Annotated in this window: 12 protein-coding genes; 9 read left to right on the plus strand and 3 right to left on the minus strand. The window is 74.0% G+C overall.

All coding sequences use genetic code 11. The features are described 5' to 3' along the window. The first annotated feature begins 65 nt into the window (after positions 1–65). Positions 66–1,565, plus strand: coding sequence for a cellulose binding domain-containing protein (locus tag ACFYZZ_RS02380; RefSeq protein WP_389170437.1), 1,500 nt, complete (start codon positions 66–68; stop codon positions 1,563–1,565). A gap of 10 nt (positions 1,566–1,575) precedes the next feature. Here ACFYZZ_RS02380 and ACFYZZ_RS02385 read toward each other — a convergent pair whose 3' ends face one another. Further along, positions 1,576–2,529, minus strand: coding sequence for a CHAT domain-containing protein (locus tag ACFYZZ_RS02385; RefSeq protein ID WP_389170440.1), 954 nt, complete (start codon positions 2,527–2,529; stop codon positions 1,576–1,578). A gap of 432 nt (positions 2,530–2,961) precedes the next feature. On the opposite strand from ACFYZZ_RS02385, the gene rsgA reads away from it, so the two are divergent. From rsgA to ACFYZZ_RS02410, 5 genes are all read left to right on the plus strand, one after another. Further along, the gene (gene rsgA, locus ACFYZZ_RS02390) at positions 2,962–4,056 is read left to right on the plus strand and encodes a ribosome small subunit-dependent GTPase A (protein WP_389170443.1); all 1,095 of its coding nucleotides are present in this window, start codon (positions 2,962–2,964) and stop codon (positions 4,054–4,056) included. A 169-nt stretch (positions 4,057–4,225) separates the two neighbouring features. Beyond that, a complete protein-coding gene (locus ACFYZZ_RS02395; RefSeq protein WP_389171972.1) occupies positions 4,226–5,620 on the plus strand; it encodes an AlkA N-terminal domain-containing protein in 1,395 nt (464 codons plus the stop codon). After that, positions 5,620–6,111, plus strand: a complete 492-nt coding sequence (locus ACFYZZ_RS02400; protein WP_389170446.1) for a methylated-DNA--[protein]-cysteine S-methyltransferase — start codon at positions 5,620–5,622, stop codon at positions 6,109–6,111. Before ACFYZZ_RS02395 ends, ACFYZZ_RS02400 begins: the two co-directional genes overlap by 1 nt. 44 nt (positions 6,112–6,155) lie before the next feature. Then, entirely contained in the window at positions 6,156–6,707 is a 552-nt protein-coding gene (locus ACFYZZ_RS02405) for a hypothetical protein (RefSeq protein WP_389170449.1), read from the plus strand. A gap of 123 nt (positions 6,708–6,830) precedes the next feature. Next, positions 6,831–8,045, plus strand: a complete 1,215-nt coding sequence (locus tag ACFYZZ_RS02410; RefSeq protein ID WP_389170451.1) for a GDSL-type esterase/lipase family protein — start codon at positions 6,831–6,833, stop codon at positions 8,043–8,045. A gap of 143 nt (positions 8,046–8,188) precedes the next feature. Here the strand turns inward: ACFYZZ_RS02410 and ACFYZZ_RS02415 are convergent, their stop codons facing one another. Together ACFYZZ_RS02415 and ACFYZZ_RS02420 are read right to left on the minus strand one after the other, a co-directional pair. Next, positions 8,189–8,671 (minus strand): DUF456 domain-containing protein, encoded by a 483-nt coding sequence (locus ACFYZZ_RS02415; RefSeq protein ID WP_389170454.1) that lies wholly within the window; start codon positions 8,669–8,671, stop codon positions 8,189–8,191. A 36-nt stretch (positions 8,672–8,707) separates the two neighbouring features. Further along, positions 8,708–9,697, minus strand: coding sequence for a helix-turn-helix domain-containing protein (locus tag ACFYZZ_RS02420; protein ID WP_389170457.1), 990 nt, complete (start codon positions 9,695–9,697; stop codon positions 8,708–8,710). A 1,141-nt stretch (positions 9,698–10,838) separates the two neighbouring features. Between ACFYZZ_RS02420 and ACFYZZ_RS02425 the strand changes: the two genes are divergently transcribed. From ACFYZZ_RS02425 to ACFYZZ_RS02435, 3 genes are all read left to right on the plus strand, one after another. Then, complete coding sequence (locus ACFYZZ_RS02425) at positions 10,839–11,861, plus strand: protein phosphatase 2C domain-containing protein (RefSeq protein ID WP_389170461.1); 1,023 nt, start codon at positions 10,839–10,841, stop codon at positions 11,859–11,861. 69 nt (positions 11,862–11,930) lie between these two features. Beyond that, positions 11,931–13,673: a pyruvate dehydrogenase gene (locus ACFYZZ_RS02430; protein ID WP_389170464.1), complete on the plus strand. Its 1,743-nt coding sequence runs from the start codon at positions 11,931–11,933 to the stop codon at positions 13,671–13,673. Positions 13,674–14,046: 373 nt separating this feature from the next. Continuing rightward, the gene (locus tag ACFYZZ_RS02435) at positions 14,047–14,496 is read left to right on the plus strand and encodes an ATP-binding protein (RefSeq protein WP_389170467.1); all 450 of its coding nucleotides are present in this window, start codon (positions 14,047–14,049) and stop codon (positions 14,494–14,496) included. The last annotated feature ends 63 nt before the right edge of the window (positions 14,497–14,559 follow it).

Below are 14,559 nucleotides of genomic sequence, written 5' to 3' on the forward strand. Positions count from 1 at the left end.
CGAGGTTCCCCCCAACTTTATTTCCTCTATGGTGAGTTGACCTCGCACGTGGATGCAGGAGTCCCATGCCCGACCTGCCGACCCCCCAGGACGCCACCGAGGCCGCGCTGTTCTCGGAGTGCTGGGACGCGGTGCTCTCGTACGCCGACCTGTGCACCTCCGGCTCTCTGACGGCACATCAGCTGGCGACCGAGGCGTTCACCCTCGGCATGCGCGAGGTCCGCGCCTCCGGGACCGTGCCCGCGCGCGGCCCCGGCCGGCGCGCCGGCCGGCTGCCGACGATCCCGGAGCTGCTGACCGCCGTACGCAACACGGCCGCGAGCTGGGAGGCCGACGGCGAGGGGCACAAGCTGGACCCCGACCTGAGGCTGTGGCTCAACTCCGGCCAGGCCGCCCGCTACACCGGCCCGCCGCTGCAGCGCCCGGTCGCGCTGCGCGGCCTCAGGGACATGCAGGAGGCGGACGCCTCGCTGCTGTGGCTCGCCGAGGTGGAGGCGCTGCCGCTGCCGACCGTGGCCCGCCGGCTCGGCCTCGACCCGGCCACCATCGCCGAGGAACTCGACCAGGTCCGCGGCCTGTTCCGGGACCGCTGCCACCGCGCGCACGTCGACACCCCGATGGACGCGCAGTGCCGCAGCTACGCCCGCCTGCTGGACGCGGTCACCCGCTCGCCGGCCGCCGACACGCCGGGCGACCTCTCCCGGCACCTCGCCACCTGCGTCCAGTGCGCCGAGGCCGCCGCCTGTCTGCGGCTGCACGGGGGCGGGCTGCCCGCCGCGCTGGCCGGCGGGGTCATCGGCTGGGGCGGCCTCGCCTATCTGGAGCGCCGGCGCCGCGCCGCCGAGGTCCGGCTCGGGGTGGGCCGGCCGGGCGCGGCCGAGGCCGACGGCGGCGACTCCGAGGAGAAGGAGGGCCGCAGCCGCGTCCTGCGCAACGGCCTGCTCGCCGCCGCCGTCCTGCTGTCGCTCCTGGCCCTCGGCGTGTCGATGATGCCGTTCGACGGCTCGGGCGACTCCCGCGACGACAGGGCGGCAGCGGCCCGCGACGACCGACAGCCGGTCGCCGACCCCGCCGACCCCGAGACCGCAACCGCTACAGCCACCGACCCGACCCCCTCCCGCACGCCCTCGACCACCCCGTCCCCGACCGCCTCCAAGGGCAGGTCCGACCGCAAGAACCCCGACCCCGAACCCCAGGGCACCTCGGCCGCCACCACCAGCGCCGGCCCGACCCGTACGACCGCCCCCGCGGCCGGCTGCCGGGTCGACTACCACCTGGACAGCCAGTGGACCGACGGCTTCCAGGCCACCGTCACCGTCACCACCGACCAGGCCCTCACCGACTGGCAGGTCGCCTGGCGCTTCCGCGACGGCCAGCAGGTCGGCCAGATGTGGGACGCCACGGTCGACCAGGACGGCTCCCGCGTCACCGCCTCCGCCGCCGACTACAACAAGTCCGTGTCCGCGCACGGGACCCTGACGTTCGGGTTCCTGGGGTCCTGGCAGGGGGAGAACCGGGCGCCGTACGGCTTCACGCTCAACGGGGCGGCCTGCGCGACGGACTGAGCGGCTCGGCTCACGGGCCGACGTGCAGGAACGCCGCCCACCGCAGGGGATCGGTCGGATCCTGCGCGCGGTGCTCGGCCAGAGCCTCGTGCAGGGCACGGGCGGCTCCGCCGGCACCCGGCCGACCGGTGCGGGTCAGCGCGGAGTAGAAACGCGAGGCGATGTCCGGTGCCGATCCGTCCTGGATGCTCCACTGGGTGGCGACGACATGGCGGTAGCCGGCGGACTGCAGTGTCGAAGCCAGATGCATCCCTTCGTCCGGGAGGTTCACTCCGCCGACAGCCGTCTCGCACGCCGAGAGGTACGCCAGTTCCGCCGAGGGAAGATGCAACTCCAGCAACTCGGCGGTGGTGAGGCGGCCGCCGTGGAGGAGGAAGGCGCTCTGCGCGGGATCCATCAGGTCCTGTTCGGCGTGGCAGGCGAAGTGCACCCAGGAATGGTCGTGCAGCGCCTCTCGTACGGCCCCCGGCGTCGCCTTCGGGCCGATCAGATCGCCCGTCGCACCGCCGGTCGCCGGGATGCGCGCGCGGACCTCGCCGCACTCGCGTTCCACCCCGGGCAGCGCGGGACGACCGGGCGTCTGCGGCATCCCCACGGTCAGCAGGCCGCGGAAGACACCCTCGTCCGTACGCTCTCGGGCCCGGCGCAGCGCCGTGAGTGTCGAGGTGTACGAGGAGACGACACGGTCCGGCACGGACTGTGCCGCGCCCCCTCGGTCCTGGTTCCCCGCGGTGCGGTGGCGCGGATGGCGGCCGGCGGCGTGCAGCGGGAGCAGGGACAGCAAGCCCGCGGGGCACCACCACAGGCGGGGCAGCGGTTCGCCACTGCGGCCGTCGAACCCGAGATGGTCCAGCACAGGCCGCGCGATGCGTTCCCACAGCCACTCCAGCACGTCGTGCACCGCGTGCCGGCCGCGCTCCCGGCGTAGGAAGGGCTGCTCGCCCCGACGGCGGGCGAGCAGCACGTTGAGGGGCGCCGGCCGACGAGGGAAAGGACAAGCCGGTCTACCTCAAGGTGAGCCACCCCGGCGGGCCCAGCTGCGGCACGCTGGCCTCTGCCGACGGTGGCCGCTTCCGGCTGAGGATCCCCGGACGGCACGAGCCCGTCGTGGTGCCGCTCCGTGACGTCACCAACGTCGCCGTCGTCAGAAGCTGCCGGTGAGCGCGGACACCAGGGACGGGGGCGCCCGAAAAACCGGTGGCGCGCCATCGCCGTCCGGAACTAGGGTCTGACCCGACCGCACAAGCGAGCAGGAACTGGGAGGTGTTGACCGATGGCTGTCACTGCGCTGGGCGCTGCCCTCATCCAGGAACTCCTCAAGTCCACCTCCGTGGCCACCGGCTGACCGACCTGCGCTGAACGCGCCTGCCGGGGCCACCCTTGTGAAGGGTCTCCCTTGACTTCCAGCTCTGCTGTTTTCACCGCGCTGGCTCCCTACGGCTGGGACGACGCCTGGGCCGACGCGTTCACCCCGTACGAGTCCGAGGGGCTGCTGCCCGGACGGGTGGTCCGGGTCGACCGCGGTCAGTGCGACGTGGTCACCGCGGGCGGTGTGCTGCGTGCCGACACCGCCTTCGTCACCCCGCACGACCCCCTGCGGGTCGTCTGCACCGGCGACTGGGTCGCCGTCGAACCCGGCGGCAACCCCCGCTACGTGCGCACGTATCTGCCACGCCGCACCGCCTTCGTGCGCTCCACCTCCTCCAAGCGGTCCGAGGGGCAGATCCTCGCGGCCAACGTCGACCACGCCGTCGTCGCCGTGTCCCTCGCCGTCGAACTCGACCTCGGGCGCGTCGAACGGTTTCTGGCGCTGGCCTGGGAGTCCGGTGCACAGCCCGTGGTCGTGCTCACCAAGGCCGACCTCGTGCCGGACCCGGTGACGCTGGGCCACCTCGTCCAGGACGTCGAGACGACCGCGCCCGGCGTGCCCGTGCTCACCGTCAGCGCCCTGCACGGCGACGGCCTCGACGCGCTCGTCTCCCTCGTCGGCTCGGGCACGTCCGTGCTGCTCGGGCAGTCCGGCGCGGGCAAGTCCACCCTCGCCAACGCCCTCGTCGGCGACGACGTCATGGACGTACAGGCCGCCCGTGACGTGGACGGCAAGGGGCGGCACACCACGACCACCCGCAACCTGCTGCCACTGCCCTCCGGGGGCGTGCTCATCGACACCCCCGGGCTGCGGGGCGTCGGCCTGTTCGACGCCGAGAGCGGGGTCGGGCAGGTGTTCTCCGAGATCGAGGAACTGGCCGAGCAGTGCCGCTTCCACGACTGCGCCCACGAGAGCGAGCCCGGCTGCGCGGTCCGCTCCGCGGTGGACAGCGGTGCCCTCCCGGTCCGTCGGCTGGACAGCTACCGCAAGCTGATGCGGGAGAACCAGTGGATCGTCGCCAAGACGGACGCCCGGCTCCGCTCCGAGATCCGCAAGGACTGGAAGCGGAAGGGAGCGCAGGGCAGGGCGGCGATGGAGGCCAAGCGGGGCCGGTGGCAGTAGGGCCCCGAGGATGAGGGCGCGCTCCTGGCGGGTGGCTTCGGCCCCCGCCGGGAGCCGCAGTGCTCAGGCGCGGGCGGCGCGAGACGACTCCGCCCTCCAGGCGCCGCCCAGCTGCGCGTCCGATTTCCGCCAGCCCGCCCCGTCGCCACGCCTCACACTGGAACACGTGATAGACGAGGACACCAGGTACGAGGCGGTGCGCAGCCGGGACGGGCGGTTCGACGGGGCGTTCTTCTTCGCCGTCGAGACGACCGGGATCTACTGCCGGCCCAGCTGCCCGGCGGTCACCCCGAAGCGGCGCAACGTGCGGTTCTTCCCGACCGCCGCCGCCGCGCAGGGCTCCGGCTTCCGGGCCTGCCGGCGGTGCCGGCCGGACGCCGTGCCCGGGTCCGCCGAGTGGAACGTCCGCGCGGACGCCGTCGGCCGGGCCGTGCGCCTGATCGCCGACGGTGTCGTGGACCGCGAGGGCGTCGCGGGCCTCGCCTCCCGGCTCGGCTACAGCGCCCGGCAGGTGCAGCGGCAGCTCACCGCCGAACTCGGCGCCGGACCCGTGGCGCTCGCCCGCGCCCAGCGGGCGCACACCGCCCGGGTGCTGCTGCAGACCACCGAGCTGCCGATCACCGAGATCGCGTTCGCGTCCGGGTTCGCCAGCGTGCGGCAGTTCAACGACACCGTGCGCGAGGTGTACGACTCGACGCCGACCGAGGTACGGGCCGCCGCACCCCGGGGCCGGGGCACCCGCCGGGCCACCCCGGGCGCGGGCATCCCCCTCCGGCTCGCCTATCGCGGCCCCTACCAGGCCACCGCCGTCTTCGACCAGCTGGCCCGGGAGGCCGTACCCGGCGTCGAGGAGGTGAGCGGCGCCCCCGGCCGCCGCACCTACCGGCGCACCCTGCGGCTGCCGTACGGCACCGCGCTCGTGGCCGTCGAGGAGCGCACCCAGGGGCCGAAGGCGGGCGGCGGCACGCATCCGGGCGGCTGGCTCGACGCGCGCCTGCACCTCACCGACCCACGGGACCTGACCACGGCCGTGCAACGGCTGCGGCGGCTGTTCGACCTCGACGCCGACCCGTACGCGGTGGACGAACGGCTCGGCGCCGACCCGCGGCTCGCCCCGCTGGTCGCCGCCCGGCCCGGACTGCGTTCACCCGGCGCCGTCGACCCGCTGGAGCCCGCCGTACGGGCGCTGGTGGGCGTGACCGGAGCGGAGGACCTGGTCCGCCGGTACGGCAAGGCACTCGACGCCCCCTGCGGCAGCCTCACTCACCTCTTCCCGGAGGCCGCCGCCCTCGCCGAGGCCGGCCTGGGCGGACCACTGGGCGCACTGGCCCTCGCCCTCGCCGACGGCACCGTGCGCCTGGACCCCGGCGCCGACCGCGACGCCACCCAGGAGGCGCTGCTCGCCCTGCCCGGCCTGGCCCCGTCCGCCGTCGCCACCCTGCGCGTCCGCGCCCTCGGCGACCCCGACGTGGCTCCGCCCGGAGCGGACGTACCCGACAGCTGGCGGCCGTGGCGTTCCTATGCCGCCCAACATCTGTGCATCACAGGAGAGTTGAGAGACTGATGGAAGCGACCTACTGGACGGACATCGACACGCCGCTCGGCCGGCTCCTGCTCACCGCCGACCCGGACGGAGCGCTCACCTCACTGTCCATGCCGGGCCAGAAGGGCGGACGCACCGACCTGGACGGCCTGCGACACGACCCCGGCCCCTTCCGCGCGGCCGAGGAACAGCTCACGGCCTACCTCGCGGGCGAACTCAAGGAGTTCCACCTGCCGTTGCACACCCACGGCACCGAGTTCCGCGAACGGGTCTGGGCCGCGCTCGACTCCGTGCCGTACGGCGCCACCACCACCTACGGGGAGATCGCCGCCCGCATCGGCGCCCCGCGCGCCGCCGTCCGCGCCGTCGGCGGAGCCATCGGCGCCAACCCCCTGCTCATCGTGCGCCCTTGCCACCGGGTGATCGGCGCGGACGGCTCGCTGACGGGGTACGCGGGCGGACTTGAGCGCAAGGTGTGGCTGCTGACGCTGGAGGGCGCGCTGTCGGCTTAGGGTTTCCCTTTCGGAACAGGGAAAGGGAAGACGGGGGGCTCCGGATGACGGACACGGCCACGACCGACGAGTGGTGGAATCTGCTGCCGGCCGGGATCCGCGAACAGGCCGACGGGTACGTGCTTCAGGACTCCTATATGCAGGCGGTCCGTGTCGTCTGCGAAGGCGGACGTGCGCACGGTCTGGGGGTCATCGAGGCCCAGAGGGTCGTCCACGACCGCTACCTCCACCACGGCGACAGGATCGCCCGCACCCCGGACAGCCCCCTCGACCTGGAGTCACTGGCCGCCCGTGCGGCCGGCTGCCCCGGCCGCGTCCTGGCGATCGAGGCGGTCTGGGACGGCGACACCAGGCACGACTGGTTCGTGATTCTGCTGGCTGTCACCGCCGACCCCACCGGCGAGCATCCGCTGGCCACCATCTACCGGAGCACGGCCGTAAGGCACCTCGGAGAGGACGGGGATCACGGTCCGCTGCATCCCTCGGCGACAGCGGCCACCAGGGCAGGCACAGCCCTGGCCGCCCAGCTCTCGGTCCCCTTCCACTTCGCCAGCCCCGACACGCCGGACGACCAGGCACCGCGCTGGCGGCCCTGACGCGCCGACCCGTGCCGGACGCCGTACGCCGAGCGGGTGGACCGGTGCGGATGTTCCGGCGCCCTGAGGCGGGCGTGTGGGACGGTCACCTGCGACGGGCACGGGGGAAGGGCGGGTGCAGGCATGGGCAAGGTCGGACGGGTCCTCGGGTCGCTTCTGCTCGCGGTGCTGCCGGGCACGACGACGACGGCCGTCGCCCAGCCCACGAAGCCGGTGTGGACCGGCAGTTGGGAGACGGCCCCCTCCGGCACCGCAGCGGCGCTGCCCGGGGCCGCCGTCCGCAACGTCGTCCACCTCAGCGTCGGCGGCGCGGCCGTGCGGATCCGGCTCAGCAACCGGCTCGGCACCGCGCCCTTGCAACTCGGCGCGGTCACGGTCGCGCTGCGCCGGGGCACCGGACCGGACGCGGTGCCCGGCAGCCTGCGCACCGCCACCTTCGGCGGCGTCCGGACGGCCGTCGTCCCGGCGGGACAGGACCTGGTCACCGACCCGGTCCTGCTGCCCGTACCGGATGCCGCCGACCTGCTGGTCACCGTGCTCACCCCGGTCGACTCCGGGCCGGCCACCTACCACCGCACCGCCCTGCAGACCAGCTACCTCGCCCCCGCAGGCACGGGTCACGCGGCCGACGAGGACGGGTCCGCGTACACCACGCCCATCGCCTACTGGTACTACGTCACCGGCGTCGACGTCCTCGGCACCGCCGCCGGCAGCGTCGTCGCCTTCGGTGACTCCCTGACCGACGGCACCGGCTCCACCACCGACACCAACCAGCGCTGGCCCGACAGGCTCGCCCGGCACCTGCGAGACGACCGGCTCGGCGTCCTCAACGCCGGCCTCGCCGGCAACCGCCTGCTGCGCGACGGCGTCGGACCGAGCGCCCTGGCCCGCCTGGACGCCGACGCCCTGGACCGGGCCGGGGTACGGGCCCTGATCGTGTTCGAGGGCATCAACGACATCAAGGGCACCCCCGAGGCGAACGACCCCGCCGCCTTCGCCGACGCGTACCGCACCCTCGTCGCCCGCGCCCACGCCCGCGGCATCCGGGTCGTCGGCGTCACCCTCACCCCCTTCGGCGGCTACTCCGCGTACACACCGGCCCGCGAGGCGGTACGCCAGCAGGTCAACGCGTTCATCCGCACCGGCGGCGCCTTCGACGCGGTCGCCGACGCCGACGCCACCGTACGCGACCCGTCCGCCCCCGAACGCCTCCTGCCCGGCTACGACCCCGGCGATCACCTGCACTTCAACGACGCGGGGATGGGCGCGGTCGCCGACGCCGTGACGGGCGCCCTGACCGGCGCTCTGGCCGGGAGCGGCGCGGCGGTTGCCGGCTGACGGGTCAGCTTCCGAGCGCGTCCTGCCCGGGTACGACCCGGGCGACGATCACCCGCATTTCAACGATGCGGGGATGGGCGCGGTCGCCGACGCCGTGACGGGCGCCCTGGTCGGCAGCGCCGCGGCCGTCGCCGGCTGGCCAGTCAGCCCCACAGCACCGCACCCAGCCACGCCCCCGCGATCAGCAGACAGGCGAACAGCTCGGCGAGCACGCTGGAGCCGCCCGAGCGCATCGCCGTACGCAGCGCGGCCATCGCCTCGCCGTGCCGGCCGAGCCGCAGTCGCTCGTGCAGGTAGATCCCGGCCATGAAGCCAGGCAGCGCGCCCACCACCGGGATCAGGACGAAGCCCAGGAGCGCGCCGACTCCGGCGTACACCGCCATGCGGGGGGTGGCGCCGCTCGCGCGCAGCCGGCGCGGCGGCAGCGCCCAGCGCACCACCAACGACAGCAGCAGCACCCCGGTGGCGCCCACCAGAACGCCCCAGGCCACCGGCTGCGGGTCCTTCAGTGCCCACCACAGGACCGCGGCCCACACCAGCCACGACCCCGGCACCCCGGGCACCAGCACTCCGCACAGGCCGAGCACCAGCACCACGCCGACCAGCAGGAGTTCCCACGCTCCCATCTGCCCAGAGTGCCGGAGGAGGAAGGAACCCGCAGGTCACCGTGAGCCTTCGCGGGACACCCAGCCGCGCTCGTAGGCCTGCCAGCCCAGCTGCAGCCGGGTCGTCACCCCGGTCAGCTCCATCAGCCGCTTCACCCGGCGCTGTACGGTCCGCAGACCCAGGTCGAGCTGCTTGGCCACGCTCGCGTCGGTCAGCCCGGCCAGCAGCAGCGACAGCACCTCCAGATCGGTGGCGTCCGGGCCGTCCGGCTGCTGCTCGGTCACCCCGGACGCGCCCAGCCTCAGCGGCAGCGCCTCGCGCCACACCGACTCGAACAGCCCGGCCAGCAGCTCCAGCAGACCGCTCGCGTGCACCACCAGCGCGGCCGGCCCGGCCGTCCGCGAGGTCAGCGGCACCATCGCGAGGGAGCGGTCCGCGATCACCAGCTTGGTCGGCACCCGGTCCACCACCCGCACCTGCTCGTCCCGCCCGAGCGCGGCCGTCAGCTCGGTGAGCCCGTGCGGCAGGTCCAGCACCGCACGCTCCACCACCACCCGGTAGCGGACCCCGCGCCCGGCCGCCTGCTCCTCCGCGTCGTTCTCCATCCCGGAGACCACCACGGGATTGCCGGTGACCAGCGCGCACACCTCCTCGGCGGCGCCCAGCTGGAGCTGCAGGAAGCGCTGGGTGACCGCCGCGGCGCCGGTCACCACCTCCACCAGGTCGTGCACCTCCGGCTCGGCCGCCGCCGCCCGGTACTCCTCGGCCAGCAGCGCCGCCGCCAGCTCCGCCTTCTCCAGCTCGTGCCGCTGCTGGGTGAGCAGCGCCCCCAGCGCCACCCCGGGCGGGGCCGCCACCCAGCGGCCCGGCCGCGCGGGGGACTGGGCCGCTAGGCCCTGCCGCTCCAGCCGGCGCAGCGCACGCTCGGTGTCCGGCTCGGCCAGCGACAGGCGCCGGGCCAGATCGGCCACCTCGGCGGCGCCCGCGGACACCAGCGCCCGGTACGCCGACTCGTGCGTCTCGTCCAGGCCTATCGCTGCCAGCATCGGCCCACGTCCCTCCCCTGAGAACCAGCCGTCGGCGCCGTACGGCCTGGCGGAAAACGGCCACGGCGCAAACCCGCCGTCGCCCATCATCGCCGTACCTCAGGTGACTCTGCCAAGGTGGGGGCACCGAAGGACGCGGGGCCGTGCGCACGGTTCACAGCTGCGTCCCAGGAAACCAAGCCACAATCACGCCATTCGACCGGCGCCCTCGGCGGCTCGGCCGTGTGAGACGGTGACCCGGGCCCGCGCGTGCGCGAGCGCACGAGGGGATGTGGGACCGGGTCACTTCCGATGTCGCCGGGCGGCCCTCCCGTGGGGGGTGGGGTCGCCCGGCGGCCATCAACCTCGGTTTCCCGTACGGCTGTTCGTTCCATCCCTCGACGCGCCGTTCGAGTCGGCCACGTGCGCCGGTTTTTCCTGATGCCCCGTTTTCATCCGGCCCGTGCGGTGGACAATTAGGGGCATGAGCCAGCAGGGGGGTAGGCCCGCCCGTCGCGAGGACGACTGGTGGGGGGAGCTGTACGACGACTCCACCGAGGACACGGGCCCCACGGCCGCACCCGACTCCCTGGACGACCGCTTCGCCTCGGCGAAGGACACGGTGGCGGGGCGGCCGGGCGGGACGACGGGGCACACTGGGGACACGACGCCTCGGACACCGAGTCAGGAACCGCCGCACGAGCCCGCAGTACCACCACAGCGAGCCGCGTCACCCCCGACGACCCCGGCGCGCCCGGGCACCGCCCCGCCCAGCCGGCGCGCCCCCTGGGAACCCCCGCCGGCCGAACCCGAGGCGCCCGAGCCCTCGCCGCCCGGGTCGGGCCGAGCGGACGAATGGGCGGAGTCGGCGCACGCGTCGGCCCGGAGCGTCGGACCCGAAGTGCCCGAAGCCTCGCCGTCCGGGTTGGGTCGAGCGGGCGGATGGGCGGAGTCGGCCGGACCCGAAGTGCCCGAAGCCTCGTCGCGCGGGGCGGGGGAAACGGACCGACGGGCGGAGAAGGCGCCCGGACCCGTTCCGGGAGCGCGAGCGGCCTCCGGCGGACGGTCCGGCGTTCCGCCCGAGCGTGCCTCCGCCCCCGAGGCGTCCGAGTGGCCCGAGGGGGCCCGGGCCCCCGGTGGTGCCTTCACGAGCCCCCCTCCCGTGGCCACCCAGCTCGACCTCGCCGCCACCTCCGCTCCACCCCCACCGTCCTCCGCCCTCGACTACGTCGGCTCCGGGCCCCCCACCTACGACCCCGAGCCCACCGCGCTCCCCGCCGCCGACCCGGACGAACTCGGGGATCTGGTCGCCGACACCGTGCTGGACGGTGCCCGGTACGGGGCCTGGACGTTGCGGGCCGTGTCGCTGCGTGGGGACTCGGCGCGGTATCGGGGGGAGCCGCGGCGGGACGCGCTGCTCACCGCGCGGTTCGGGGTGGGGGAGCAGGCGCTGGTGCTGGTCGCGATGGCGACCGGCGCGCGGGCCACGCCGGGTGCGCACCTGGCGGCGGCCGAGGCGTGCTGGCTGATCGGGCGGGCCGTGGGCCGCAGCCGGCAGCGGCTGGTCGACGACATCCGGGCCGCCCGCCGCGGCGACCTGAAGTCGGGGCTGCACCGGCTCACCGACCGCAGTCTGGGCAAGCTGCGCGCCAGCGCCGTCGAGCAGGGCCTGGACCCCGAGGAGTACTCGGCGAGCCTGCGCTGTCTGCTGCTGCCCGCCGACCCCGACTGCCGTACCCGGGTGTTCTTCGGTGCCGGCGAGGGGGGTCTGTTCCGGCTGCGGGACGGCGACTGGCAGGACATCGAGCCTCGGGTGTCACCCGCCGACACCACCGGCGAACCCGTCCTCGGCTTCGGCTCCCCGCCGGCCGAGACCCCCGAGGGCGACCGCCTCACCATGGACCTCGGCATCCCGACCCCGCCGAGCCCGTACGAGCCGGCGCCCGAGCCGCCGCGCGAACCCTTCCGGTTCCGCGCCTCGGTAGCCCGCCCGGGTGACGTGCTGGTGATGGGCACCGGCGGCCTCGCCGACCCGCTGCGCGGCGAGCCCGCCTTCTGCGCCTACCTGGCCCGCCGCTGGTCCGGCCGCACCCCGCCCGGCCTCGCCGCCTTCCTCGCGGACACCCAGGTGCGGGTGAAGGGCTACTCCGACGACCGCACGGCGGCGGCCGTTTGGGAGGCGTAACCGTGGCCCCTGTGGATTGATGGAACGGGAGGGGCGGATCCCGGGACATCGAAGGGGCTGACGAGAGCCATGGCCAAGCAGAACGTCGCCGAACAGTTCGTCGACATCCTGGTCCGCGCCGGCGTACGCCGCCTCTACGGCGTCGTCGGCGACAGCCTCAACCCGGTCGTCGACGCCGTCCGCCGCAACTCCGCCATCGACTGGATCCACGTACGGCACGAGGAGACCGCCGCCTTCGCGGCCGGAGCCGAGGCCCAGATCACCGGCAGCCTCGCCGCCTGCGCCGGCTCCTGCGGCCCGGGCAACCTCCACCTCATCAACGGCCTGTACGACGCCCACCGCTCCATGGCCCCGGTGCTCGCCCTCGCCTCGCACATCCCCTCCAGCGAGATCGGCCTCGGCTACTTCCAGGAGACCCACCCGGACCGGCTCTTCCAGGAGTGCAGCCACTACAGCGAGCTGATCTCCAGCCCCCGGCAGATGCCCCGGCTGCTGCAGACAGCCATCCAGCACGCGGTCGGCCAGAGCGGCGTGAGCGTGGTCTCGCTGCCCGGCGACATCGCCGCCGAACCCGCCCCGGAGAAGGCCCCCCAGAGCGCCCTCGTCACCTCCCGGCCCACCGTCCGGCCCGGCGACGCCGAGATCGACAAGCTCGTGGAGATGATCGACGCGGCCGACAAGGTCACCCTCTTCTGCGGCAGTGGCACGGCCGGCGCGCACACCGAGGTCATGCGGTTCGCGGAGCGCGTCAAGTCGCCCGTGGGGCACGCCCTGCGCGGCAAGGAGTGGATCCAGTACGACAACCCGTACGACGTCGGCATGAGCGGTCTGCTCGGCTACGGCGCCGCCTACGAGGCCACCCACGAGTGCGACCTGCTGATCCTGCTCGGCACCGACTTCCCGTACAACGCCTTCCTGCCCGACGACGTGCGGATCGCGCAGATCGACGTACGCCCCGAGGTGCTCGGCCGCCGTTCCCGGCTCGACCTCGCCGTCTGGGGCGACGTCCGCGAGACCCTGCTCTGTCTTCTCCCGCGGGTGCGGGAGAAGACCGACCGGCGCTTCCTCGACAAGATGCTGAAGAAGCACGCCGACGCGCTGGAGGGCGTGGTCAAGGCGTACACGCGGAAGGTCGAGAAGCACGTCCCGATCCACCCCGAGTACGTGGCCGCCGTCCTGGACGAAGTCGCCGACGACGACGCCGTGTTCACCGTCGACACGGGCATGTGCAACGTGTGGGCCGCCCGCTACATCTCGCCCAACGGCCGGCGCCGGATCATCGGTTCCTTCTCGCACGGCTCGATGGCGAACGCGCTGCCCATGGCAATCGGCGCCCAGTTCACCGACCGGCGCCGGCAGGTCGTCTCCATGTCCGGGGACGGCGGATTCGCCATGCTCATGGGCGACTTCCTCACGCTCGTACAGCACGACCTGCCGGTCAAGGTCGTGCTGTTCAACAACTCCTCGCTCTCCATGGTCGAGTTGGAGATGCTGGTCGCGGGCCTGCCCTCGTACGGCACCGCCAACACCAACCCCGACTTCGCCGCCGTGGCCCGCGCCTGCGGTGCCCACGGGGTGCGGGTGGAGAAGCCCAAGCAGCTCGCCGGGGCGCTGAAGGACGCTTTCCGCCACAAGGGCCCGGCCCTGGTGGACATCGTCACCGATCCCAACGCCCTGTCCATCCCGCCGAAGATCAGTGCCGAGATGGTCACCGGGTTCGCGCTCTCCGCCTCGAAGATCGTGCTCGACGGCGGGGTCGGCCGGATGCTCCAGATGGCCCGCTCCAATCTGCGGAACGTCCCCAGACCCTGAGGGCTGGTGTCATATCCCGTGTCATATTCCTGAGCGGGCCGACCGGAGCGATGGTTTCCGGCCAGTTTCGTGCCGGGTGACGGCCCATCGCGGCACGGCTCGGCCTCCGCTGCCGGACGGCCGAGCCGTGCCGCGATGAGGCGTGCGTGACGTCGTACGGCGGGCTTGGCGAGTCCGGCGCGGGTGCCGGGGTGCCGGAGGGCCGGCCGGGCGGCCGTCCGGGGGTGGCCGAACAGACGGCCGTCGGCGGACCGCCATGCGTGCCCACAGGACCGTTGGGCATGGATTGCCGTGTACGCGTTCGATCAGGAGGGGCAGGTCCGGCAACGTGCAGGCGGGGGTCATGAAGAGGCAGGCACGAGGGGGCGGTCCCGTGGCCATCGGGGCCTCCTCGGCGAAGGCGGGGGAAGAGACCGACACCATCGCGGAACGGGCGCACCGGCCCCAGCTCAGGCGCAGGCTGGGGCGGGCGGACCTCAGGGCGGTGCCCGAGGCCCGACGGGAGCTGCGCGAACTGCTGCGGAAGTGGGGCAGGCCGGGCCGCTCGGAGATAGCAGAACTGCTGACCAGCGAACTCGTCACCAACGCGCTTGTGCACACCGACGACGACGCCGTACTGACCGCCGTCGTCTCACCGCGCGGACTGCGCGTGGAGGTACGGGACTTCGTGGCCCGCAGGCCGCACCTGCGCGCGCCGGACACCGGCGACGACACCCACGGCCGGGGGCTGGTCCTGGTGCAGTCCCTCGCGGACGCCTGGGGCGTACGGCCGCACGGGGTGGGCAAGTCGGTGTGGTTCGAACTCGGCGCCGAGGCAGCGTAGCCGCGTGAGAGGGACCGGAGACGGGGACGGAGACGGAGACAGGAACGGGACGGGGGCGTGACC

The sequence above is a fragment of the Streptomyces sp. NPDC001816 genome, assembly GCF_042892235.1.
GTDB lineage: Bacteria > Actinomycetota > Actinomycetes > Streptomycetales > Streptomycetaceae > Streptomyces.